This window comes from Streptomyces sp. NPDC003038, from assembly GCF_040611115.1.
Taxonomy (GTDB): Bacteria; Actinomycetota; Actinomycetes; order Streptomycetales; family Streptomycetaceae; genus Streptomyces.
This window is the reverse complement of sequence record NZ_JBEXNN010000002.1, coordinates 1-25310: the sequence shown is the minus strand read 5'-3', so window position 1 is coordinate 25310 and position 25310 is coordinate 1. Positions and strand designations below refer to the sequence as shown.

16 protein-coding genes and 1 pseudogene are annotated in these 25310 nt (G+C 72.0%); 2 read left to right on the top strand and 15 right to left on the bottom strand.

Annotation, left to right across the window (positions count from 1 at the left end; all coding sequences use genetic code 11):
* The 5 genes from ABZX75_RS02725 to ABZX75_RS02705 form a co-directional block, all read right to left on the bottom strand.
* Positions 1-393, bottom strand: a complete 393-nt coding sequence (locus ABZX75_RS02725) for a hypothetical protein (RefSeq protein ID WP_355407071.1) — start codon at positions 391-393, stop codon at positions 1-3.
* Positions 394-425: 32 nt separating this feature from the next.
* The gene (locus ABZX75_RS02720) at positions 426-1688 is read right to left on the bottom strand and encodes a nucleotide sugar dehydrogenase (protein ID WP_355407069.1); all 1263 of its coding nucleotides are present in this window, start codon (positions 1686-1688) and stop codon (positions 426-428) included.
* Between the two features lie 90 nt (positions 1689-1778).
* Positions 1779-3164, bottom strand: coding sequence for an MFS transporter (locus ABZX75_RS02715; protein ID WP_355407067.1), 1386 nt, complete (start codon positions 3162-3164; stop codon positions 1779-1781).
* Complete coding sequence (locus ABZX75_RS02710; RefSeq protein WP_355407065.1) at positions 3157-5115, bottom strand: NAD(P)-dependent oxidoreductase; 1959 nt, start codon at positions 5113-5115, stop codon at positions 3157-3159. The genes ABZX75_RS02715 and ABZX75_RS02710 overlap by 8 nt, the downstream gene beginning before the upstream one ends.
* Positions 5116-5442: 327 nt before the next feature.
* Positions 5443-6225, bottom strand: a complete 783-nt coding sequence (locus tag ABZX75_RS02705) for a phytanoyl-CoA dioxygenase family protein (protein WP_355407063.1) — start codon at positions 6223-6225, stop codon at positions 5443-5445.
* A 542-nt stretch (positions 6226-6767) separates the two neighbouring features.
* On the opposite strand from ABZX75_RS02705, the gene ABZX75_RS02700 reads away from it, so the two are divergent.
* Positions 6768-7421, top strand: coding sequence for a hypothetical protein (locus ABZX75_RS02700; protein WP_355407061.1), 654 nt, complete (start codon positions 6768-6770; stop codon positions 7419-7421).
* A 172-nt stretch (positions 7422-7593) separates the two neighbouring features.
* A complete protein-coding gene (locus ABZX75_RS02695; RefSeq protein ID WP_355407910.1) occupies positions 7594-9660 on the top strand; it encodes a discoidin domain-containing protein in 2067 nt (688 codons plus the stop codon).
* Positions 9661-9681: 21 nt separating this feature from the next.
* Here the strand turns inward: ABZX75_RS02695 and ABZX75_RS02690 are convergent, their stop codons facing one another.
* From ABZX75_RS02690 to ABZX75_RS02645, 10 genes and pseudogenes are all read right to left on the bottom strand, one after another.
* Positions 9682-13914, bottom strand: coding sequence for a trypsin-like peptidase domain-containing protein (locus ABZX75_RS02690; RefSeq protein ID WP_355407059.1), 4233 nt, complete (start codon positions 13912-13914; stop codon positions 9682-9684).
* Positions 13911-14309, bottom strand: coding sequence for a CU044_2847 family protein (locus tag ABZX75_RS02685; protein WP_355407057.1), 399 nt, complete (start codon positions 14307-14309; stop codon positions 13911-13913). Before ABZX75_RS02685 ends, ABZX75_RS02690 begins: the two co-directional genes overlap by 4 nt.
* Before the next feature lie 202 nt (positions 14310-14511).
* A complete protein-coding gene (locus ABZX75_RS02680) occupies positions 14512-16416 on the bottom strand; it encodes a GAF domain-containing protein (RefSeq protein WP_355407055.1) in 1905 nt (634 codons plus the stop codon).
* A gap of 149 nt (positions 16417-16565) precedes the next feature.
* Entirely contained in the window at positions 16566-17951 is a 1386-nt protein-coding gene (locus ABZX75_RS02675; protein ID WP_355407053.1) for an MFS transporter, read from the bottom strand.
* Between the two features lie 158 nt (positions 17952-18109).
* Positions 18110-18907, bottom strand: a complete 798-nt coding sequence (locus ABZX75_RS02670) for a 3-hydroxybutyrate dehydrogenase (protein ID WP_355407051.1) — start codon at positions 18905-18907, stop codon at positions 18110-18112.
* Positions 18908-19043: 136 nt separating this feature from the next.
* Entirely contained in the window at positions 19044-21770 is a 2727-nt protein-coding gene (locus ABZX75_RS02665; protein ID WP_355407049.1) for a SpoIIE family protein phosphatase, read from the bottom strand.
* A gap of 163 nt (positions 21771-21933) precedes the next feature.
* The gene (locus ABZX75_RS02660) at positions 21934-22773 is read right to left on the bottom strand and encodes a Rieske (2Fe-2S) protein (protein ID WP_355407048.1); all 840 of its coding nucleotides are present in this window, start codon (positions 22771-22773) and stop codon (positions 21934-21936) included.
* Between the two features lie 181 nt (positions 22774-22954).
* A complete protein-coding gene (locus tag ABZX75_RS02655) occupies positions 22955-23428 on the bottom strand; it encodes a DUF1360 domain-containing protein (protein ID WP_355407046.1) in 474 nt (157 codons plus the stop codon).
* A 142-nt stretch (positions 23429-23570) separates the two neighbouring features.
* Positions 23571-24665 carry a glutamate--cysteine ligase gene (locus tag ABZX75_RS02650; protein ID WP_355407908.1) on the bottom strand — a complete coding sequence of 365 codons (1095 nt, stop codon included), beginning with the start codon at positions 24663-24665 and terminating at the stop codon, positions 23571-23573.
* Between the two features lie 405 nt (positions 24666-25070).
* Positions 25071-25310 (bottom strand): annotated as a pseudogene (locus tag ABZX75_RS02645) (hypothetical protein); the annotation flags it as partial.

Here is a 25310-nt window from a genome sequence, read left to right as displayed (position 1 = left end):
TTACTCCTTAGAGGAAGAGCTGGTGAGGGCCGGAAGTGCCCGGAGGGGTCCGGCCTTTCCGCCGGGCCGCTCGGCCCACGGGCCGAGCAGCGCGGTGGCGGGCAGGGTGGTCACGAGCAGGGAGGAGGGCAGGCCGTCCTTGAACCGAGTCAGACGGCCGGGTGTGAAGTCTTCCGGCGCCTGGCGGGCGGCTCGCTCCAGCAGGGCGGGGGCCGCCCCGATGTCGGGGTCGAGGCCCGTCCAGCGGACCACGAGCAGGTGTTTCGGCTCCCCGGAGGGCTCCGGCAGCGCGCCGATCCTCGGAGTGTGCCAACGGGGGTGTGCGTCGAGCACGACGACGGGGAAGATGCTGCCCAGTCCGTAGTGGGCGGCCTGCACGACCGGTCGTGTCATGTCGTCCCTCTCTGTCCGTCCGGTGCCCGGCCCTACAGGCGTTCGACGTGGGGCTGCGGGCGGGCGGACCCGCGGGTGTCGAGCAGCAGGCGGGCGTGGTGCTCGATCAGGTCGATGTCGTAGGAGCGGTGGTGCTGGAGCAAGATCGTCACGTCCGCCCGCTCCAGGGCCCGGGGCAGTTCGGCCTCGGCGGCGGGTACGGGGATCGCGTCGACTTCCCAGGCCGGCACGTGGGGGTCGTGGAACGACACGTGGGCGCCGAGTGCGCGCAGCCGCCTCACGACGTGGCGGGCGGTCGTCTCGCGCTGGTCGGCGATGTCGGCCTTGTACGTGACGCCCAGCAGCAGTACGTGCGCCCCGCCGAGCGTCTTTCCGGCTCGGTCGAGGAGCTGCTGCGCGCGCTCGACCACGTACCGGGGCATCCGCGTGTTGATCTCCTGGGCGAGTTCCACCATCCGGAACGGGTAGCCCAGGGTGCGGACCTTGTGGGCCAGGTAGTTCGGGTCGATGGGGATGCAGTGGCCGCCGACGCCCGGTCCGGGGCGGAAGGCCTGGAAGCCGAACGGCTTGGTGGCGGCGCAGGAGATCGCGTCCCACAGGTCGATCCCGAGCTCGTGGCAGAACACCGCCATCTCGTTGACCAGGGCGATGTTGACGTGTCGGTACGTGTTCTCGATGAGCTTGGCCATCTCGGCCTCGCGGGTGCCCGCGGCCTGGACGACCTCGTCGACGAACTTGCCGTAGAAGGCGGCCGCGGCGGCGGTGCAGTCGGGGGTGTAACCGCCCACGACCTTCGGGGTGTTCCGGATTCCGTAGTGCCTGTTGCCCGGGTCGACCCGCTCCGGGGAGAAGGCCAGGTGGAAGTCGACCCCGGCGGTCAGGCCCGAGCGTTCCAGGATCGGGCGGACCACCTCGTCGGTGGTTCCCGGGTACGTGGTCGACTCCAGCACCACCAGCGTCCCGGGCCGCAGGTTCCGGCTCACCACGGCGCACGCGTCCTCCACCATGGCCAGGTCCGGCCCGCCGTGGGGGGACAGCGGTGTCGGCACGCAGATCACCACCGCCGCGGTGTCCGCGATCACCTGCTCGTCGGTGGTCGCGGTGAAGCCCGCCGCAAGCATGGCCAGGACCGCGTCGTCGTCTATGTCGTCGATGTGGGAGGTGCCTTCGCCCAGCCGCGCCACCGTCTTCGCGTCGCGGTCCAGGCCCGTGACGGCCATTCCGGAACGGCACGCCTCCCGGGCGAGCGGCAGTCCGACGTACCCCAGGCCTATGACGACCAGGTCAGTGCGCACGATGGTCCCTTTCTGGTGCGGAAGATGGTGGGGGAGGTGAGAGGTGGCGTGATGCGTTCGGGTGGGTCGGCGGGTCGTCCGCGCGATCGCTCAGGCACGGCGGGCCCGCCCGGCGAGCAGGACGACCAGGAGGCTCGGGACGAGGAGGAGCACGAAGGCGGCCGCGTAGCCGGTCAGGTCGGACGCGCCGATCGCCAGGCAGGTGTTGAGCACGGCGGCGGCGAGGCCGAGGACCGCGATCTGGCCGAGGTTCTGGTTGGTCTGCATCGCGCTGCTGGCATGGCCCTGCCGGCCGGGCGGGCTGTGCGAGAGCGACAGCACGGTGAGGGACGGGTCCAGCAGGCCCATGCCGACGGCCGCCACGAGCATGGCCGCGGCCGCGGTGAGCGCCGGCACCCCGGGCAGCGTCCCGACCACGGCGATCACCACGGCCGCCGACTGCACCAGCGCGCCGACGACGACCAGCCGGTGCCGGGGCCAGTTCTCCAGCAGCCGCCCCTGCACCCAGGAGGCGCCCGCCCACACCACGGCGGCGCCGGTGAACGCGAAGCCGATCATCACCGCGGGCACGTGCCGTTCGGTGATCAGCATCAGCGGTACGAACGCTTCCAGCGTGAAGAACACCCCTGAGCCCAGGCCGCGCAGCAACACCGTGGTCGGCAGGCCGCGAGCGGCCCGCCAGGTGCCCACGGGCAGCAGCCTCGGCGCGAAGGTCACGAGGAGACCCAGTCCCACCGCCACGAACAGCAGGTGGCGCAGGTCCCGGCCCGACACGCCGTACTGCCCCAGCGCCGCGCCCAGGCTGACCGTCGCGGCGATCAGCAGCGCCGGGCGCGGCGGCCGCTCGTCCGACGGGGCGGCGGTCCCCGGCCAGGAACGGCCTCGCAGCACGACCACCAGCGCGAGCGCCGGCAGCAAGGTCAGGGCTGCCAGGCCGTAAAACACCGCCCGCCAGGACCACCACTCGGTCACCAGCCCGGCCAGCGGGGGCCCCGCCAGTGACGGGATGATCCAGGACGTGCTCATCAGGGCCAGCGCACGGGGCCGCAGACGGTCCGGGTACGCCTGGCCGATGGCGGTGTTGACCGACACGGCGACCATGCCCGCGGCCAGTCCGTCCAGGAAGCGCCCGCCCGCGAGCTGCCAGATCGAGGTGCTCGTGGCCGAGACCAGGAGGGTGACCACCGTCAGCGCCATGCCCGCCGCCAGCGGCCCGCGCGCCCCGGAACGGTCCGCCCAGTGGCCGCCGAGGACCCCGCCCAGCAGGCTCGCCGACACGAAGCAGCCCGCCACCAGGGGGAAGAGGGCCACTCCGTCCAGGTCCCGGGCCGCCGTCGGCAAGGTGGGCACCACGGCCAGGGCGGCGAACCCGGTCAGGAACATCACCGCGGCGAAGCTGCACGTGGCGGCCCCGTACTTCCGGGAGAAGAGCCCGTCCTTGGGGGTCCCGGGCGGCGCGAGCGTCTGGTCAGGCATCGCTGCCCAGCTGCGGGAGCCCGGTGATCGCGTCATGGGTGTCGCAGGCCAGCCACTGCGCGAGGGCTCTCATGCCCTGGAGCAGCGGCGCCGATGCCCGCCAGTGCAACTCGGCCGCGATCAGGTCGGTCGCCATGACCGGCTGCCGCGCGCCGGGCTCAGGCAGCCGCTCCCAGGGGGTACGGCGTGCGATGTGCGCGACCAGTTCGGCCAGCTCCTCCTCCGTGTAGTCCTCGGAGGCGACGTTGAAGACCGGCCGCAGGGGCGGCGCCGAGAGGACGGCGCCGATGGCCCCCGCGAGGTCCCGGTAATCCACCACCTGGTGCCGGCGGCTGTGGTCCAGGGGCAGGGGACGCCGCGTCCACGCCAGGTGCATCCAGTGCGCGGCCGTGCCCGCTGTGCCCACCGCCCCCGCCGCCCCTGTCGTGCCCGCCGCGTCTGCCGTGCCCTCGACGAGGACGCCCGGCCCCACCGGCTCGGCCGGCCGCAGGATCTGAACCGCCGTTGCGCTCTCCGCACCCCAGCGGCGGCACTGTTCCTCCTCCAGCCACCACTCCAGGGCCTCGGGGTCGCTCGGCGGCCCCGTCACCGAGGTCTCCGTCACGACCGGCTCGGCGCTGCCTCGGTAGAGCGCCGCGGAACCGACGTACAGGAGACGCTCGACGTGCGCCTTCTCGGCTGCCGACAGCACCTGCGACAGCGCGCCCGGCCCGGCCGCGGGGGAACCGAGGTGCACGACATACGCGGCGCCGTCCAGGAGCGCGGCCTCGACCGGCCCCTCCACATGAGCGGCCTGGTAGCCCAGGTCGCCGAGCAGGCCCGCCAGCTGTCGGCCGAAGGCGCTGTGGCCACCGGTGACGGCCACGCGGGGGCCGGGCGCGGCGTCCGCGCCGGAGCGTTCGGCCGTGCGCCCTTCCTCGAAGGCGGCGAGGGCCAGCTCCCGCACCGGCGGGATAAACTCGCCCAGTTCCTCGGCGGTGTAGTCCTCACAGAGGCCGCCGGGCCCCAGCGAGTCCATCACGGCGCGCGCCACCTCCGCCGGCGGCGGCTCGGTCGTGACGGCGGCCACGACCACGCCCATGGCGAACCCCGTCTCCCATACCGCCCGCGCCACGTGCCCGGGCAGCGGCGAGGGCGGGGCCGCCGCGAAGGCGTCGCGGCACCGCTCCGCCCATCCGAGGCGCCGCAGGTAGCGTTCGGTCTCGACGTACTCCCACCGCGCGTCCACGTGGTGGCGCAGCGCCGTCCGCGCGTCGCCGTACTGGTAGAAGGGGACGACCGCGAACTGCGCGCAGTCGTAGGTGGTGGGCTCCGTCGCCCGGGTGGTGAAGAACGCCGCCTGCCGCCAGCCGTGGGTGCTGTTGCCGGCGATGCTGGGCACCTCGCTGTGGTCCACCGTGCTGGGAACGCAGACGCGGATCGGAACCCGGAGCGAGTTCAGGTAGCGCTGCATCACCACGTCGTAGGGCCAGCCGTGTCCGTGCTCCGCCGCGTAGCCGGCATAGCCCTTGGCGACGTGGGCCGGCAGCATCAGCGCAAGGCACGGCGCGTGCTCCTCGACGGCGTACGTCCACTGCTCACCGGCCAGCGCCGCCAGGCGCGTCGCCGCCCCGGTGCGTCCCTCCCAGCCCGTGTAGAAGGCCACGGCCTCGTCGGGGACGGCTGCCGCGACCTGTTCGGCGTAGCGGAAGAAGCCCTCGGCCAGCACCACGTCGTCCTGGAGCACCAGGTGGTGGGTGGCGTCCGGGTCCACACACTGCCAGGCGAGCGCCGCGGAGCGCAGCGCCGTCGGCGGTCCGTCGGGTTCCGGGTCGGTCACCACGCGTATCCGGCCGACCGTGTCCGCGCCCGCGAGGAGCCGGGCAGCGTCGATGCGTCTGGGATGCGTCATCACCGCACCGCTCAACCGCACCGGATCTCGGGTGATGTCCGTGGGGGTCTGGGAATTCATTGCGATACCTCGCAGAAATGGACGGTACATTGCGGGAGCGTGAAAAGGAGTCATCGCGCAGAAGTCGCCGACGGCACGACGGAATCGGCAGCGGACGCGAAAGTACCCGTGCCGACGCACACGCGGTGGCGCCCGCGTCCGGCGGCTTACAGAAGGAGTCGCGGCGCACCCGTGGAGAATTCCACCTGGCCGCGCGAGGACGTAACACCGACGCCGTCCCGGCGTCCGTGAACGGCGGAACACACCCATGGACGGGGCGACGGACGAGGCTTACCCACGGGAAAGTGGAACACTGCCGGGCGGAGGGGTCATGGCATTCACTTCCGCTCAGGCGCCGGACTCCTTCGCACCCCGGTTGCGTACCTGGCGCTCGTTCTTCTCCAGGCCGTGGTCCATGCCCTGATCCCGCTCGACCCTGATCATCTCGGCGGGCCGGTAATTGAGGATGTACGCACGTCGATTGCGGTCCGAGGTGTTGCCGCGGGAGGCGTGTACGGTCCCGCCGGCGTGCGCCACCGCTTCCCCGGGCGACAGGGGCACCGCGGTGGCGCCGGGCTCGTTCTCCGAGCAGTCGCATTCGATGTTGCGGCCGTCGCTGGTCGGGCGGTGGGGGCGCAGAGGCTCTCGATGAGAACCCCGGATGTACCACATGCACCCGTTGTCCAGGGTCGCTTCGTCCAGTGCCACCCAGATCGAGACCGCGCGCGTGTCGGGCAGGTCGACCCAGTAGGCGGCGTCCTGGTGCCAGGGCGTCGGTACGCCGGTGCCCGGCGCCTTGTGGATCATCATGTCGAAATCCAGCATGGCGTCGTCGCCGATCAGCTCCCGGGCCACCGCCAGAGCACGGGAATGCAACGGCAGCTCCCTCAGCGGGGGGTGGAGCGCCGACGGCCACATGATCTGAGTGATGTTCTCGCGGACGCCTTCCCGGCGCGGAACGTGGGAGCCGAGGTCGGAGCGCTTGTCCCCGCTGGCGATCTCGCCGCTGAGGAGCCTGTCGTAGATCTCACGATAGGTCTGGACCTCTTCCGGGGAGAGGAGCGGTCCGATCGAAGCGAACCCGTCCTGCCGGAATGCCTGGGTGCGTAAGAGAGCGGCGTTCACTGTCATGACGGTGGAACCTTTCCTTAAGTCGCGCTGGCATCGGGTCTTCTGCGGCAAGGTCAGTAGCCCGGGTCGCAATGTCGCGTCACCCAAAGGCGGATTCGAAGGGGAAAAGGCGCCGGGAATCTGGAGCCCCGTCAGATTGTCGGGCTGCTCATTCGCACCCGTCGGCAACGACTACCGGCCGGCCAATCCGTCCCTGTCGCATCGGCAACCTATGGGACGACTTCCGGACGGTCAAGCGCATTGAGCCGGGGTCGCCGGGCAGAGAATGCGGCAATCCGCAGGACGTTGGACGGTTTGGCCGGATGCCGCGCACAGAGCGGCGATTTCAAGTCGCCTTTTTCTCGTCGGAAATTATTGAAAGGTTCGTGCTAAAATCCGGGTTCCCGAAGGGTGACCCTGTCTCACCAGCGATCTTTCGCCGGCCGGTCACACCGTCGCTATCAGGCCGCTCCCAAACGTGATGTCGGCCACGGATGATCTTTGCCGCCTGCTGATCGCACCATGGCCTCCTCACCCCCCTTCACCACGTCTTGGAGGCCTGCATGACAGGCGTCGGAACCGTCTCGCCCGAAGGCCTCGCGGTCCAGGTGGCACACCGTCACAACCCTTACGCCTACATGCTCACCGGCGAGCAACTCGACGTCCTGCTCCTGGACGTGGGGCTGCGGCGCGCCGCGAGCATCTGGCTGAACCACACCACCGACGAGCAGCACGCACCGCGCGGCGCCTACCCCCGGCCCCTGATGGGCTTCGTGCTGATGGACGCCACCGCGGACCCCTGGATCCCCCACGAGGAAGCGGTCCTCGGCGTGATCGCCATCGGGGACCGCGGCCACGCCTGCCTGCCGAACGCGGCCGCCAAGGCCGCCGCCCACCGCCGGCTCGGCCGCAACAACGGCGAGGCCGTACACGTCGATCCGCACCTCCTCGGCACCGGCGGTTTCCGCTACGGCCACTCCGCGGAGGTCCGTGGCCAGATCGTCGGAGCCAGCTCACAGAGCACCGACCAGGACCTCTACGAAGCGGCCCGGCTGGCAGCCGATTTCGTCGACGCCGTGAACGGCCGGCACCACACCTGGGAGCGGCAGCGCGGCCCGGGCGACTGGGCCTCGCCCGACGACGAACCGGCCCTCGCCTACCGCACCATGACGGACTGGTTCCAGCCTCACCGGCCGTCCGTCGGCTCCCCCACCTGACGATTCATCAGGCCTGCTGTCCCGGACCCTTGACTCTGTCGGCGGCACTCGCGATTCTCGTCGCACCGTTTGCGCGGAACATGCCGATTCCCCTCGCTGGGGCGGCTGTCTCCCGCGACGGCCCGGGACTCTCGACCGCGCCATCCGCCGACCGAAGACGTGAGTGATGACCATGACTCGACACCCGCACCGCGGGCCCAGGCGCAGTCCCCTCACGGTGCTGTCGCTGCTGCTGGCCGTGGTGGCCGTGGTGCTCGGCCCCACGCCCGCTTCCTCGGCCGCCGACCCGGGCTGGTGGAACCCGACCGCGAGGCCCGCCCCCGACTCCGAGATCAACGTGACGGGTGAGCCCTTCAAGGGAACCGACGCCCAGGGGCGCGTGCGCGGTTTCGTCGACGCCCACGACCACCTCATGTCGAACGAGGGTTTCGGCGGCCGGCTCATCTGCGGCAAGCCGTTCTCCGAGCAGGGGATCGCCGACGCGCTCAAGGACTGCCCCGAGCACTATCCCGACGGCTCCCTCGCGATCTTCGACTTCATCACCAAGGGCGGTGACGGCAAGCACGACCCGGACGGCTGGCCCACGTTCAAGGACTGGCCCGCCCACGACTCGCTGACCCACCAGCAGAACTACTACGCCTGGGTCGAACGGGCCTGGCGCGGCGGTCAGCGCGTCCTCGTCAACGACCTCGTCACCAACGGCGTCATCTGCTCGGTCTACTTCTTCAAGGACCGCGGCTGCGACGAGATGACCGCCATCCGCCTGGAGGCGCGAAAGACGTACGACATGCAGGCCTACATCGACACGATGTACGGCGGGCCGGGCAAGGGCTGGTTCAGGATCGTCACCGACTCCGCGCAGGCCCGCGACGTCATCGAGCAGGGCAAGCTGGCCGTCGTGCTGGGAGTCGAGACCTCCGAGCCGTTCGGCTGCAAGCAGATCCTCGACATCGCCCAGTGCGGCAAGGACGACATCGACCGCGGCCTGGACGAGCTGCACCAGCTCGGCGTCCGCAGCATGTTCCTGTGCCACAAGTTCGACAACGCCCTGTGCGGGGTCCGGTTCGACTCGGGCGCCCTCGGTACGGCGATCAACGTGGGCCAGTTCCTGTCGACCGGTACCTTCTGGAAGACGGAGAAGTGCACCGGCCCGCAGCACGACAACCCCATCGGGGTCGCTGCGGCGCCCTCCGCGGAGAAGCGACTCCCGGCGGGCGTGACGGTCCCCTCGTACGCGGCGGACGCGCGGTGCAACACCCGCGGCCTCACCGAGCTCGGCGAATACGCCCTGAGGGGCATGATGGAACGCAAGATGATGCTGGAGATCGACCACATGAGCGTCAAGGCCGCCGGGCGGGCCTTCGACATCCTGGAGTCCGAGTCGTACCCGGGCGTGATCTCCTCGCACAGCTGGATGGACCTCGACTGGACCGAGCGGGTCTACCGCCTCGGCGGTTTCGTCGCCCAGTACATGAACGGCGCCGAGGCGTTCAGCGCGGAGGCCGAGCGCACGGACGCGCTGCGCGAGAAGTACGACGTCGGCTACGGCTACGGAACGGACATGAACGGTGTCGGCGGCTGGCCGGCCCCACGCGGCGCGGACACCCCGAACCCGGTGCGCTATCCCTTCCGCAGCGCCGACGGCGGCGCCCTCATCGACAAACAGACCACCGGCCGGCGCACCTGGGACCTCAACACCGACGGCGCCGCGCACTACGGCCTGGTCCCCGACTGGATCGAGGACGTACGGCTCGTCGGTGGCCAGGACGTGGTGGACGACCTCTTCCGGGGCGCCGAGTCCTATCTGAAGACCTGGGGCACCTCGGAGCGGCACAAGGCCGGAGTGAACCTCGCCGCGGGTGCCCCGGCCTCCGCCAGCTCCTCGGAGTGGAACCCGTTCACGAGTTACGCGCCCGGCCGGGCCGTGGACGGCGACCGGGGCACCCGCTGGGCGAGCGACTGGAGCGACGGCCAGTGGCTTCAGCTCGACCTGGGGGGCACACGCCTGGTCCAGCGCGTCACCCTCGACTGGGAGGGCGCCTACGGAAAGGCGTACCGCGTCGAGCTCTCCACCGACGGCACGAACTGGCAGCCCGTATGGTCGACGGCCTCCGGTGACGGCGGCCTGGACACGGCGCGGTTCCCCGCCACCTCGGCGCGCCACGTGCGGATCCACGGGCTGCAACGCGGCACCCAGTGGGGTTACTCGCTGCGCGAGGTCGGCGTCTACGGCGGCTGACGAAGCCGGCCCCCGCGGCCGTCACCGCCCCGGACAGAGGGGCTCCGCCGGTACGTGCACCGGCAGGCTCCCCCTCTCCTCGGCGGTGAACTCCCGATGGCCGATGACGGCGCACAGTGCGCGCTGCCACAGGGCGGGGTCGAGGCGCAGGGGGCCGCCGTCGCCCTTCGGACCGATGTAGATCAAGGTCTGGCCGTCGGCCGAGAAGTCCACGAACTGATAAGGCCTCTCCGCGGAGCCGAAGGTGCCCTCGGCAAGGCCGAAGTCGTAGGAGTCCAGATAGGCCCGGGTACCGATCCGGTACTTCCGTACGGTGCTGTTGGCCGCCACCTGGAAGAGGCCTTCGCCGTCGAGGAAGCGTGCGGCGCCCTTCGTGTCGGCGTGGTCGATCAGGCTGCGCAGGGGTCCGAGCTCTTTGCGCAGCGGGTGGCGTCGCCACAGCTCGGCGATCCCACCACTGCGGATCAGCGCGAAATAGCGGCCGCTGGGGTCGAAGTGGAGGGCGACGCCGTCCTCCGGCACCTTCATCGTCGTCACCGTGCGTCCCGTGCCGACGTCCACGACACGGACGAGGGATGCGCCCCAGACGAGCACGGCCACCTGGTTCGCCACCGGGTAGGGCACGACAGTCGTGACCGGCGCCTTCTCGCCGCGGCTCTCGGGAAGGAAGACCTTGGCGTCGAAGTGCGCGAGCTGCTGGCCCGTGCGCACGTCCCATTGCTGTACCTGCGTGCCCGCGACGGTCACCAGGTTCCCGCTCCGGTCGAAGAAGGAGGTGAACTCCTCGTCGGACGGCGGCATGGCGGTGGTGACCCGCGCCGTCTGCCGCAGGGTCGAGACCTCGCGGACGGAAACGACGTTCTTGGCCTGCCAGTCGGCGAAGAGCCGTCCGTCGTGGTCGAGTGGGAGACGGTTGTTCCGGTGGTCCCAGTACGGCTGCGGGCGCGGCGCCTCGGCGAGCAGCCGATCGCCCTGCTCGCCGGTGGGCCGCAGTTGCAGGCCCGACCCGCCCTTCAGGACGCTGATCACCCTGCTGCCGTCGCGGGTGAGCCGTTGCCCGCTCACGTCGAGCGAGACGCGTGCCGGCAGGAGTCGTGTGTACGAGACCGACGCCCGGTCGGAGCCGAGACCGGCGAGGAGCAGCCTTCCGCCCACCGACACGAGGTGGAGGGAGGTGGTGGAGGTTCCGCTCGGTGAGAGGACCTGGGCGGCCACCGTCCGCCGCTCAAGGTCGACCAGCCTCACCTGGGCGCCGTTCAGCAGGGCGACGTGGCGCCCGGTTTCATCGGCGGCCCCCAGATCGCACGTGTTCCTCTCCCGGTGCTCGTCCCCCTGCTGAGCACCGTCCGAGAGCCGGTGACGGCTCAGGACGGCTTCGTACCCCTCCGTCCTGCAGGCGACGACCGTCATACGGTCCCCCGAGGGCACATAGTCATAGGCGGAGGCCACCACCGTGCGCCGCGCGCCGGTGGTCATGTCGATGGCGACCAGCCGGTGGCCCATTTCCAGGGTCTGCCCGTTCCAGAACCCCGCCAGCAGGGTCCGGTTGTCCGGACTGATCCACACGTCCCCGTTCAGCGTCCCCGACACGGGAACGGAACCGCCCACCGTGTCCGTGTCCAAGTCCCACCACACCAGCCGGCCGCTCGTCGTGACCACGACCCGCCTCCCGTCGGCCGAGATCGCGAACCCCCTTCCGGGGTCCCCGAATCTCTCCGTGTCCGCCACCTGCGGGAGCCGGTGGACCGGCCCGGCGATCCCGGCCGCGCCGGCGTTCACCTCGAACCAGCCGGCCGTACCGTCCTCCGAGACGAAGGCGGCCCGCTTGCCGTCCGGTGAGACCATGGCGGAGGCCACCCGCCTCGCCTCGACCGGTTCGCCGCGCACCGTACCGTCGGTGGCGTGCACGAAGAGCACCGCCCGGCCCGAGGTCGACCTCGCGAGCACCACATTGCCGTCCCGGCTCATTCCGAACTGCGCCACCGACGCCGCCAGGCCGGAGAGCAAGCGCTCCGAACCCGAGTACGTCAGGTACTGGCGCAGCAGTTGGTTGCGCGCCTCCCTCGTCGGTGACGTACGGAAGGCCGCCATCGCCAGCATGATCGACCGCGCCGGGTCAGCGGCCGCGTCGTCCTGTGACACCTGTGTCAGGGCACGCGAGTTGGCCAGTGCCTGGCGCGTGCGGGCCTGCTCCTGCGCATAGAGGGACAGGGCTCCGAACACCATCGCCAGCATGACCACGATCCCGATCCCGGAGAAGAGGACCCTGCGTCTGCGGGCGCGTGAACGGTGGTGGTCGCGCCCCCGTTCCAGGTAGTCGCGCTCCGCGTCGGTGAGCTCGGTACCGCGCTCGCGGAGCCACTGCCGGGCGCCGGCCATCGCGGCGGTGGGCGGCAGCAGTTCGCGGGCACGGTCGCCCCGCTCCCAGCGGTCCATGTCGTGCCGCAGCGACTCCCGCCAGTCGAGGAAGGAACGGTCCTCGGCGGCCCAGCCGGCCAGCTTCTCCCAGCCGGTGATCAGCGCCTCGTGGGCGAGTTCGACGGTGTCGGCGCCTTCGGCGTTGCGTCCGGTGACCAACAGCCTGGTGGTGGCCAGGGTCCGGGCGATGCGCCACTCGTCTTCGCCCACGTCCCTGCGGAGCACCATGCGGCGCGTCGCGGCCGCGGAGCCGATCGGCACCCGGATGAGCTGGGTGAACAGCCGCCGGGCCGCCGCTTCGTCACGCGCCGGGACGTGCGCGGCCCAGATCTCGTCCGCTTGGGCGCCCAACGCACCGGTGACCCCGCCGAGTTCCTCGTACGCCCCGTGGGTCAGCCGGCCGCCGCTCTGCCGTCGCCACAGCAGGTCGAGGGTGAAACCCAGCAGGGGCAGGGCCCCCGGCTCGGTGCCCGTGTCGGCCAGGATGCGGTCGGCGAGATGCGGCTCGTAGCTCACGCTGGGGATGGCGTCGACGGGCGCCGTCACGGCTTCGCGGAGCTGCTCGGGGCCCAGCGGACCGAGGGCGCGGACGCTGCGGCTGAGCACGGGCCCCAGGCGCGGGTGGGCGAGCGCGGCCTCCAGGAAATCGGCCCGCAAGGTGGTCAGCACCCGGACCTCGGGCGGCAGCGTGTCACCGTAGAGGACACCGGCCAAATGGTCGACGGCCTCCGTGCCGAGCGCGAGCAGCTCCTCGAACTGGTCGACCACGACGAGCAGTCGCCGGCTTCGGTGGCGGGGCAGCAGGCCGGCCACGACATCGGCCAGCCCTCCCCCGGCCAGCACACCGGCCACGGCGGGCAGCCGCGTCAGCCGCTGCGTCTCGGACAGCTCCGGTTCGAGCAGCGGCAGCAGCGCGGCCGCCAGGGCCGACAACGGGCTGCTCCCGGAAGCGGGCCGCAGTACGATCACCGAGGCGCCGGAGGCCCGGAGCCGCGGCACCACCCCGGCCAGGGCCAGCGACGACTTGCCGGAGCCCGACGGGCCGACGATGGTGATGTGGGGCTCGGTCGTGAGCGTGCCGGCCAGCCGCTCGCTCTCGGATCCCCTGCCGTGAAAGACGTCCGCGTCGGCTTCCTGGAAGGGGGACAGGCTGCGGAACGGCGAAGGCGGCAGAGCCAGGTCCCGCAGTCCGGGCCAGGCGGCCAGCAGACCGTCCGTGGGGATCAGATAGCTCACCGGGGGGTTTCCCGCCTCGGCCTGCACCATCATGCCCACCACGCCGACGAGTTGGTCGTCCCATACGGGGCCGCCGCTGAAGCCTCCGGAGACGGCATAGCCCTGGCCGGACAGATCGGCCTGGACCCATCCGTGGGCCTGCCGTGCCCTCAGTACGGCGGAGTGCCAGACGCCGCCCTGGCGGCCGACGGGGAAGCCGAAGGCGCGTACGGGGTGCTCCCATACGTCCTGTGCCTCGACCAACTGGATGGGCCGGGCGCCGGGCAGCGGGGCGCCGAGCCGCAGGACTGCCACGTCCCCGCCGCCCGACCGCTGTGGCGGCAGCCAGCGCTCGACGCTCGCCGTCACGCCTGTGCCGCCCTGCGCCGGGGCGGGCAGCAGCGGCAGGTCGACGTGGAGCCGGTCGGAGGCGGCGGGTTCGGCGTCCTTCGGTGTACCGAGCGCCGCCGAGACCACGTGGGCGCAGGTGAGGGCCACGTCCGGAGAGACGAGGAAGCCCAGCCCCACCGCCTGCCCCCGCGGGTCGTAGACCCGCAACACGGCCGCTTCCAGCGCCTTCGGCGCGGAGCCCGCCGCGGGCCGGGGCGCCAACGAGGTCACGACACGGAGGCCGGCGGGGACGGCGCGACGCTTTCGTCCGGACCGTCGGCGGGAGGCCGGTTCCAGGTCAGCGTGACCGTGAAGTTGGCCTGGGCCGCCGTGCTGGTGATCACCACATCGGCTTCGGCGGACAAGGACAGCCCGAACTCGACGCTGATCTCGTCCGGCGCCTGGGCCATACCGCGGAAGCTCTCGACGAAGTTCTGCGCGATGGGGCGGACCCCGGCCAGCATGTCGCCCAGCGACCGGGTCGCCCGTGCCACGACCTGGCCCGGCCGGGCGACCTGCACCAGGCCGTCCGCGGTCTGCTCGACCTCGACCTTCACCAGATCCGTCCGCCGGGCGCCCGCCGCGCCGTCTCCCACGGACACGGGCAACTCCACGAGATACGCCATGTCTTCCCCCTCCGGGGCGCGCGGCCCCGTCGCCGCGTGCGCCTGCTCAGCACCCCACCGGGCGGAGCCAACGGTCTGCGTGACCGAAAGTGATCAGACGGTACCGCACCGCGATCCGCGCCGTGTGCGGAACAACGAGGATCGGCAACCGCCGAGTGAGGGCGGGCCCGTGGGAGCCGACGCCGGACCGTCGAGGTGCGGCTCATCCTCGGGGCGCGAGGCGGTGGAGCCGGAGCGCCAGCTGGATTTCGAGGGCGCGCGCGGGGGTGTTCCAGTCCTCACCGAGGACGCTGCCGACGCGTTCGAGGCGTTGGACCACGGTGTTGACGTGGACGTGGAGTGCCGTCCTGGTTCTGCTGAGGCTGGCGCCCTGGGCGAAGTACGCGTCGAGGGTGCCGACCAGATCGGTGCCGCGCTGGGTGTCGTAGTCGAGTACGGGGCCGAGCGTCTTGCGCACGTAGGCGGCGAGATCCGCGTGGTCCCCGAGGAGTACGCCGACGAAGCCGAGGTCGGACAGGGCGCCGCCGTGGCCCGTGTGTCCCAGGGCTTGCAGCGCGGACAGGCAGCGGTGTGCCTCGGCATGCGCCGCGGACAGTCCTGCGGCGCCGGCGGCTGGGCCGGCGGCGCCGACGGTCACCGGGGAGCCCACCGCCTGGCTCACTTCGGCGGCGAGTCCTCGGGCGGTGCGGCCGGGCTCGTCGGTCGGAGCGACCAGCACGACGTGGTCGTGGTGGAGTCCGGCCAGGCCGCTTCGGGCCCGGCCTTCGCGGGCGGCCACGGCCAGGAGCCGACGGCGTGCAGCCGTTTCACCGTGCATCACGAAGACGCTGTGGGGGCGGGTGAGGTTCACTCCCAGCCGGCGGGCCCGGGTGGTCAGGGTGGCGGGGTCACCGGTGCGGGACAGCAGGTCGGTGAGGAGCTCCCCCCGTACCCGGTCCTCCGTCTCGGCCACCGAGCGGCGCAACAGCAGAAGCAGGGCGGTGACGACGCCGGCGCGTTCGAACAGGAGCCGGTCGGCGTCGGGCAGTTCGGCGCGTCCCGTCAGGGCGATGCTGCCGAGCAGTTCAGGGCCGGCCAGGACCGCGCACACCCAGGTGCCGTGGGAGGGGACGGCCCGGCCGCTGGCCCTGGAGGCGGCCACGGCCGGGGCGGGCGGGGGCAGGGAGTCGGTTCTGTCGCGGGCCAGTTCTGCACCGTCCGCGTCGTGGATGAGGATCCCGCCGTCGAGGAGGTCGGCGAGTGCGGCCGCCACGTCGTCGGCGCCGCCACCGCGCAGGACGAGGTCGGTCAGCTGGTCGTGTGCCTGTTCGGCGCGGCGCGTGGCCCGGCTGTGGGCCTGGATGGTCTCGGACGCGGAGTTGAGATAGACCAGCGCCGCCCGGGTCTCCTCCAGCAGCCGGGCGCTGTCGATCGCGATGGCGGCGTGGTCGGCCAGGGAGGAGAGCAGCGCCACCTCCTCGGGGGTGAAGTCGCGCGGGCTGCGGTCGGCGGCGTAGAGCACGCCGATGATCTGGGCGCCGACGCGCAGCGGCACTCCGAGGATCGCGCGCAGTCCTTCTTCGAGGACGGCGCTGTCGATGGCCCCGGTGTGGTGGAAGCGGGTGTCGGCCTGGTAGTCGTCGGTGGCGTAGGGCCGGGCCGTCTGGGCGACGAGGCCGCCGAGCCCCTCGCCCATGCCGAGCCGTACCTGTTGGAAAGCGGCGGCCACCGACCCGTCGGTGACCCTCATGTAGGTGTCGCCGGCGACTTCGTCGTTGAGGGACATGTACGTGACGTCGGTGCCCAGCAGGAGCTTCGCCCGGTGGACGATGGCGCGCAGGACGGCGTCCAGGTCGCGCAGGGCGGCCAGGTCGCTCGCGGTGTCGAAGAGCGCGGTCAGTTCCGCCTCGCGCCGGCGGTGCTGGCTGAGTGTGCGGCGGATGCGCAGGGCCACCGCGGTGGCTTCGGCGATCTCGGCCAGTTCGGCCGCCGTGGCGCCGCGTTCGCGGGCGTCTGCCGCGGGGTGGGCGAAGTCCTCGGACGGGGCGCCCCGGGCCAGGAGGTCGAGCAGGCGGCGCTCTGCGGTGCGGGAGTGCTGGTGGCCCGGGACTGTCACGGTGGGGAGCATACGGCGATCACCTCCTGGGCGGACGGGGGCGGGGGCGGGCGCGGTCGGGTAGGGGTAGGAAAGGGATGGCGGCGGTTGGCGGCAGGTAGGGGGGCCGACTGCCCGCCGTGTGTCCACCTGACATGGCACGGCGGGCAGGTCGGTGAGGTTCAGCTGCCGAGCGGGGCCGTTTCCCGCCGGCTGCTTCCCGTGCCGGGGGCTGCCGCCGGCAAGCCGTCCCGGGCCAGGTCCCGGCCCAGTGTCTCCTTGGCGGCCCAGACGGTCACGGCGGTGACGAGCGCCGTGAAGCAGAGGTAGACCGAGACCGGCGTCGAAGTGCCGTAGTCCTTCAGCAGTTCGACGGCGATGATCGGGGCCAGGGCGCCGCCGATGATGGAGGCGAGCTGGGAGCCCATCGAGGCGCCGGAGTAGCGGACCTTGGTGTCGAACATCTCGGAGATGAAGGCGGCCTGCGGGCCGTACATCGCGCCGTGGAGGAGCAGACCCACGGTGACCGCGAGCGCGATCACCGGGAAGGACTTGGAGTCCAGCAGGGCGAAGAAGGCGAAGGCCCAGCCGGCCATGCCGAGAGCGCCGATCAAGGTGACGGGGCGGCGGCCGATCCGGTCCGAGAGCGCGCCCCACAGCGGAATGGTCACGAAGTGGACCGCGGACCCGATGAGCACCGCGTTCAGGGCCTGGCCCTTGGGGAGTTGCAGGTGGACGGTGACGTACACGAGCAGGAACGCGGTGAGGACGTAGTAGGAGACGTTCTCCCCCAGCCGGGTGCCGATCGCGGTGAGCACCTGGCGCCAGCTCGTGCGGAAGACCTGGACGACGGGAGGCTGCTCCTTGACGCCCGCCGCGGCCTGCTCCGCGGCCTTGGCGCGGGCTTCGAGGAAGACCGGGGACTCGCTGACCGAGATCCGGATCCAGAGGCCGATCACGACCAGGACGCCGGAGAGCAGGAACGGTATGCGCCAGCCCCAGGCGAGGAAGGCTTCGTCGGACTGGACCGCGGCGAGGAGTGCGAGGACGCCGGTGGCGAGCAGGTTTCCGCCGGGCGCGCCCGCCTGTGGCCAGGAGGCCCAGAAGCCGCGGCTCTTGTCCCCGCCGTGCTCGGAGACCAGCAGGACGGCGCCGCCCCATTCGCCGCCGAGGGCGAAACCCTGGACCAGGCGCAGCACGGTCAGCAGGATCGGGGCGCCGACGCCGATGCTGGCGTGCGTGGGCAGCAGGCCCATCGCGAAGGTCGCCCCGCCCATCATGAGGAGGCTGAGTACGAGCAGCTTCTTGCGGCCGATCTTGTCTCCGTAGTGGCCGAAGACGATCCCGCCGAGCGGTCGGGCGGCAAAGCCGACCGCGTACGTCAGGAACGCGAGCATCGTGCCGACCAGCGGGTCGCTGGTGGGGAAGAAGAGGGTGTTGAACACGAGTGCGGCGGCGGAGCCGTAGAGGAAGAAGTCGTACCACTCGATGGTGGTGCCGACGAGGCTGGCGGCGACGATGCGGCGGATGCCGCCTCTGGCGGGCGGGGCGGAGCTGACGGAACTCATGGGCACTCACCGTTTCTTGACCGGACGGGGACGGTGGGACGGGTTGCGGCTCTCGCCACGAGCGAGGGTGGGACGGGCGCTGTCCGGCGGTCACCGGATGCCGGGGACGCGGGGACGCGGGGATGCCGTGGACGGGGGGAACGCGGGCGGCGTGGGCGTCAGCTCGCGCCCCAGCCCCCGTCGAGCGGGATCGACGCGCCGGTGAGGTAACGGGTGTGCGGGCCGCAGAGCCAGACCGCGACGGCGGCCACCTCCTGCGGTTCGATCAGCCGCTTGATCGCGGAACGCTCCAGCAGCACGTCGCTGAGGACCTGTTCGGCCGGGATGCCGTGCGCGGCGGCCTGGGCCGCGATCTGCCCCTCGACCAGGGGGGTGCGTACGTAGCCGGGGCTGACGCAGTTGCTGGTGACCCCGTGCGCGGCGCCTTCGAGGGCGGCGACCTTGCTCAGACCCTCCAGGCCGTGTTTGGCGGCGACGTACGCGGACTTGAAGGCGCTGGCCCGCACGCCGTGCACGCTGGAGATGTTCACCACCCGGCCCCAGCCGCCGGTGTACATGTGGGGCAGGCACTGCCGCATCAGCAGGAACGGCGCGGTGACCATCACCTTCTGGATCCGTTCGAACCGGGCCGGGGAGAAGTCCTCGATGGCGGCCACGTGCTGCAGACCGGCGCTGTTGACCAGGATGTCCACCTCGTCCGGCAACCGCCGGACGGCCTCGGGCTCGGCCAGGTCCACCCCGTGCGGACGGCCGCCGATGGCCGTGGCGACCGCCTTGGCCGATCCGGCGTCGAGGTCGACCACGTGGACCAGCGCTCCGGCGTCGGCCAGCGCCAGCGCGCAAGCGCGGCCGATACCGCTGCCACCGCCGGTCACCATGGCGGTACGCCCTGCGAGGTCCGCGCCGGCGTCACGGCGCGCGGAGGATCCGGGGGCTGCGGGAAATTGGCTCGTCATGGCCGGAAACGCTAGAGACACCTGCCCGGACATCCCATGTGTGTGTTCACCACAGTCGGACCCATCGTTGTATGGCATGCCGCCATATCCGTGGCAGGGGGAACGGGAGGGCCGCCGCTCGGTCGGCGCCGGCGTGTCAGAGCGGTTCCGCGTCCGCGAAGGCCGCGAGGACGGACTCTGCCCCGCCCGAGCGTCCGGGCACGTCCTGCTCCGCCCAGATGACCTTGCCGTCCGGTGTGTACCGCGTGCCCCAGCGCTCGCTGAGCTGGGCCACGAGGAACAGCCCGCGCCCTCCCTCGTCGGTGGTGGCGGCGTACCGCAGGTGCGGGGCGGTGCTGCTGGCGTCCCACACCTCGCAGGTCAGGGTTTGGTCGTGCAGCAGCCGTACCCGCACCGGCGCGCAGCCGTACCGCAGGGCGTTGGTGATGAGTTCGCTGAGAATCAGCTCGGTGGCGAACCCTAGCTCCGACAGGCCCCACTCGTCGAGCTTCTTCGCCGCGTCGTTCCGTACGGCGCCGACGGCGCTCGGGTGGAAGGGCACCTCCCAGTGCGCGACCCGGTCGGGGCCGAGCGTGCGCGTCCGCGCGATGAGGAGCGCCACGTCGTCGCTCGGCCGGGCCGGCAGGAGGACGTCGAGCACGGCCCGGCAGCTCTCTTGCGGATCGCGGCCGGGGTGGCTCAGCGCCGCGCGCAGCAGCTCCAGCCCCTCGCCGATGTCCCGGGTCCGCTCCTCGACCAGCCCGTCCGTGTAGAGGACCAGCTGGCTGCCCTCCGGCAGCTCCAGCTCGGCGGTTTCGAACGGCATGCCCCCCAGTCCCAGCGGGGGCCCGGCCGGCAGTTCCATGATCTCCGTGGTGCCGTCGGGGGCGACCAGCAGGGGCGGCATGTGCCCCGCCCGCGCCACCGTGCAGCGGTGGGACACCGGGTCGTAGACGGCGTAGAGGCAGGTCGCGCCCAGCAGCCCGCCGTTCGCGTCCTCGCCGTCCCCGTCGTGGTCGATGCGCTGGACGAGGTCGTCGAGACGCGCGAGGAGCTCGTCGGGCGGCAGGTCCAGGGAGGAGAAGTTGTGCACCGCCGTGCGCAGCCGTCCCATGGTGGCCGCGGCGTGCAGGCCGTGCCCGACGACGTCTCCGACGACGAGCGCGACCCGGCTGCCCGGCAGCGGGATCACGTCGAACCAGTCCCCGCCCACCCCCGACTGCGCGGGAAGGTAGAAATGCGCTACGTCGACGGCGCTCTGCTCGGGCAGGGCGCGCGGCAGCAGGCTGCGCTGGAGCGTCACGGCGAGGGCGTGTTCGCGGGTGTAGCGGCGGGCGTTGTCCATGCTGACCGCCGCCCGGGCGACGAGTTCCTCGGCGAGTGACAGATCGTCCTCGTCGAAGGGCTCCGGCTTCTGCGACCGCCAGAAGTTGACGACCCCGAGCACCACGCCCCGGGCCTTGAGCGGGGCCGCGATGAGCGAGTGGATGCCGTAGTCGACGATGGCCTGCGCCCGCGGCGGGTCCTGGGCGTGCCAGCCCGGCGCGTCGGCCAGGTCGGGCACCAGCTCCGCTTCGCCGGTGCCGTAGCCGCGTGCCTGAGGGGTGGACGGCAGGAAGTCGATCAGCCGGTCGAGGGGGTAGAGGGGGTGGTCGGAGCGAATGCCGCTGACCGCGGTGCGCCGCATGTCGGCGCCCGGACCGGGTTCTTCGCCGTCCAGTACCGGGTCGGCCAGGTCGACGGTGACGAAGTCCGCGAACCGGGGGACGGCGACGTCGGCGAGTTCTTCGGCGGTGCGTTTCACGTCGAGGGTGGTGCCGATGTCGACCCCCGCGTCGTACAGCAGCTTGAGCCGCCTGCGGGCCGTCTCGGCGCGGCTGGTCAGCACCCGCATCTCGGTGGAGTCGCGAATGGTGACCGCGGTCCCCTCCTGCCGGCCGCCGGGCTTGGTCGGCCGCTGGTTGACCACCAGCAGCCGCTCTCCGGCCTCCAGCACCTCGTCGGTGGCCTCCCGGCCGGACAGCAGCAGGTCCGCCATCCGGCGGTCAAGTCCCGGCACGTCCCCGATGTGCCGTCCCTCGGCGTCCTCCGGCAGCCCGAGCAGTCGTCTGGCCTCGTCGTTCGCCAGTAGGAGCCGCCCTTCGCCATCGGTGATCAGCACCCCTTCGCGGACGGCGTGCAGCACCGCGTCGTGGTGCTCGTACATGCGGGTCATCTCCTGCGTGCCGAGCCCGTGGGTCTGACGGCGCAGCCGCCGGCTGATCAGCGCCGTGCCGACGGTGGCCAGGATGAGGCCGGACGCGCTGGCCAGGAGGATGACCGGTAGCTGGCGGTCGACCACACCCGTCACGTTCTTCACGGTCAGGCCCGCGGACACCAGCGCGACGACCCGGCCGTCGGTGGAGGTGACCGGCACGACGGCCTGGATCTCCTTGCCGAGCGGACCCTGCACGCTCTCGGTGTGCGTCCGTCCGGCGAGCGAGGGCTCGATGGTGCCGACGAACCGCTGGCCGATGCGGTCCGGCTGGGGGTGGGTGTAGCGGATGCCGCGGGTGTCCATCACGACGATGAAGTCCACCCCGGCGTTTTTGCGCGTCGTCTCGGCGAGGGGTTGCAGGATCGCGGAGGGATCGGGCGTCCGCAGTGCTTCCTGGAGGCCGAGGGAGTGGGCGAAGGTCTCCGCGACGGCCACCGACCGGTTGCGGGCTTCGCGGTCGATGTCGTGCCGTGACTGGAGTACCAGGGCCAGCACGGCGCCGACGGCAAGCAGCACCACGACCGCCACCTGGAGGACGAATACCTGTCCGGCGACGCTCCGGGATCGGTTCCCTATGGGTGTCCGCACCGACGCGGCCGGTACGGAGGAAGAAGGGTCACGTGCCATTTGTAGCACTTACGGGCGGACGCGGGCGCGCTGCCGCGCCGACTGTTACACCGCCCCCGCTCGCGCGTCGTCCCGGCGCGGCCACCGTCCTCGGGGACGGGCCTGTCGCACGATCCGGCGGCCACGGCGGCCGACCTGCGGGTGGAGGCCGGTGCGGCCGCACTCAGACGCCGCCGGAGCTCAGCCGTGCCTCCACCCGGCCGTCCGTGACCCGGGTCTCGAAGGCGGGCTGGGGGGCGGTGGCGGGGCCCTTCGCGTTCCAGCCGTCGGAGAGACGGAAGGTGCTGCCGTGCCAGGGGCACCGGATGCAGCCGTCGAGGGTCTCGCCCTCGTAGAGGGGGCCGCCCATGTGACTGCACTGGCCGGCCAGAACCCGTACGGTCCCGCCCTCCTCGCGGACGATGACGACGGGAACCTCGTCCACCCGGCCGCGTACGGGGCGCCCCACCGGAAGGTCCGCCACCGCACCGAGGCCGTGCCAGCCCGGCGTGATCTGGTCGGGCACCTGTTCGGCATGGCTGGCTCCGGCGGCCAGGCGGTAGGCCAGGTGTCCGCCCACCGCACCGCCGACGCCGACCACCGACAGGCCGGCGAACCCCCAGGCCCTGCCGCGGCCGAACCGGCCGCGCGATCTCGCGGCGAAGGAGGCCGCGTACAGCGCCACCGCGCTCAGATTGGCCGCGGCGTGCACCAGCCCCACCCGCATCTGCGGCCGGCGCAGCTCCGCCCAGTCGGCCCAGCCGGCCCACGCCGCGGGCACCGCGGCCACCAGGCCCACACCCACGAGGGTGTGCGCGGCCCGGCGCTGTCCGGGCACCAGGTCCAGGACGGCGGCGGACATCCACGTACCCAGCGGCAGCTGAACCAGCAGCGGATGCACCGGGTGCCCCAGCCAGCGGCCGTGCAGGACGTCGCGGCCACGGCCGAGCGGAACGGCCCTCACCGCCGTTCGCGCCAGGTCGATCAGCCGGTCGGCCCTGGGCGATCCCTCCAGGCGGTCCATCGCCCTCAGCACGCGGCCGGGCCCCGTACTCGAAGGCAGCGCTCTCTGCGCCGCGCAAGCAATCCGTCCGAGCGTCTCAGAGGTTTTCATTCCACGCATGTAACCGCCACAAGCCGTGGCGAAACGGGTGGTCGGCCAGGGGGAGGCCGTCGGCCGCGTCGACGGGCCCGCACCGGTACGGCTATCGCTCCGCCTTCGCGGTGAGAGCGGAATGGGCGAACTGCATGGCGTCGGCCGCCGCCAGGGCGGTGAGCGCGCCGGTCACGGTTCGGGTCGCCCGCGGCCAGATCAACTGCGCACCGGTCAGCGTGGTCACGATCCACACGCTGAGGCAGAAGGGGCAGCTGACCAGTTCTCCGACCGTCTTCCTGCCGTGCTGGTCGCGCGGCGTCTCGTTGAGTTCAGCCGGCGCGCCCGGTGCTTCTACCTGGGTGAACGGTGCCCGGATCGGGCGGGTGACCGTCGCCTTGCCGAGGAGACGGCTCAGCCGAAAGGTCGCGGTCGCGGTGAGTAACAGCTCCCATGGCGTGGGGGGCGCCGGGACGGCGCGCCCGCCGCGGCGGACCAGCACGGCCCAGCCGGCCGTGTAGCCGCCGAACACCGCCATCGCGGCCATCCGGCCCGCATGCGGTTGCAGCCTGCGCAGTGTGTTCATCGGTTCCTCTCCGGCGTACGGACGACTGTGGGGGCCGAGCGGGCGCTGTCGGCGCCCCTCGCCTCATCCGGGCGGGCCGGCGGGCGGCCCGACGACGAGGCGATGCGGCGGACGGGGCACGGGGGGGGCACAAGGGGCGCGTTCAGGGCGCCGTGCTCTGGGTCGTGATCAGGTCGATCAGTGCCCGCATACCGCCTGCGGCCATCGTTCGGCGCTGCCGGTCGGCGGCGGTGCCTTCCTGCAGGAGCCGGTGGACCAGGGACGCCACCTCGCGGGTGTCTCCGGCCTCCTCCAGGGCGGGTCCGATGTGCCGCATGAGCATGTACAGCACGTCGCCGGCGCTCTGGCGCCTGCCCTGCGGGTCGACCATGGGACCGCTCATGCCGTGTCTGGCGGCCTGCCAGGTGGCGGCTTGCAGTATCTCCTGGTGGCACTCGGGAACAGGCACCCCGGCTTTGGCCTCCTGTATGGCGGTGGCGACCAGGGCCCTGATGATTCCGGCGAACATGACCGCGTCGTCGGCCCGCAGCTGGACGTCGGTACACCGGATCTCCACGGTCGGAAACGTCTCCGACAGCCTGGCCTGCCAGTAGAGCTGGCCCACGTCGGTGATCGTCCCCGAGTCCAGGAGTGCCTCGATCCGCCGGTCGTGGTCCTCGACGCCGTCGAAGACGGGCGTGGGCCCGGTCACGGGCCAGCGCCCGAACACGAGGGTGCGCCAGCTCGCGAAGCCGGTGTCGCGTCCTTCCCACAGGGGTGAGTTCGCCGACATCGCCAGCAGCGTGGGCAGCCAGACCCGGATCCGGTTCAGGACCTCGACGCCCATGGCTCGGTCCGGGACGCCGACGTGTACGTGCATGCCGTTGATCAGCTGCTCGTCGACCAGGCGCGGGGCGTAGGTCTGCAGCTTCAGGTAGCGCGCGTTGCGTGTGACGGGCACCGGCACCGCGTCCTTGACCGGAGCGGCCCCGGAGGCGGCGACACGGCAGCCGATCTTCTCGGCGGCGGAGCCGAGCGCGTGCCGCAGACGCAGCAGGTGACCACCCACTTCCCCGAGGTCGGTACACACCGGGGTGGCGACCTCGATCTGCGCCTGCAGGAGTTCGGTCTGTAGTTCGGCGGCGTCGGTGACCGGGTCCAGACCGGCCGCCGCGCGCACTTCCTCGATTCGTGGGACCGGTATCCCCGTGGCGGGATCGACCAGCAGATATTCTTCTTCGACCCCGATAGTGATCATCATGTATGAGCCCCAAGGACGGTGCGGTATGGGCCTCGTGCCGCCTGCCCCCGCCGACGGGCCGCAAACAGAGACTCCGCCGATGCCATCACACGGGGCGGGGACTCCGGGTGCCGACACACCGCCGCGACGACCGCACGGTCCGCCGGTCTCCATGGCGCCGGTGGGGAGCGGTCGGGAGTGGTGGCGTGTTCCCGGCCGTGCCGGTTCCCGGCGCGGAGGCCGGGCGAACCTGTCCGCGATCTCATGTTGCTCATCGGGGCCGAGCCAGGACGGCCCGCGGGCGAACGACTCGCCCTCCTCCCGTGCCTCCCGTAGGGCGGCCTGGCTCATCAGGTATCCCTCGATCCTGGCCAGCCCCGCCGCCGCCTCCTCCGAGCGCTCGCTCATCACCGCCTCCGTCGGCTACTGCGGCTGGTCCGGCCCCGAGGGCTGCTCCGGGCCCGAGCCGGATACCGAGCCTCTCGGCGCGGAGGCGTTGTCCTGGTCGATGGCGTCCCGCTTGTGATCCCCGCTCCAGTCCATGGCCGCGATCTCGGGGTAGTTGAGATCGAAGGCCGGTGACTCGGAGCGCACCCTGGGGAGGGTGACGAAGTTGTGCCGCGGCGGGGGGCAGGACGTCGCCCATTCCAGGGAGCGGCCGAA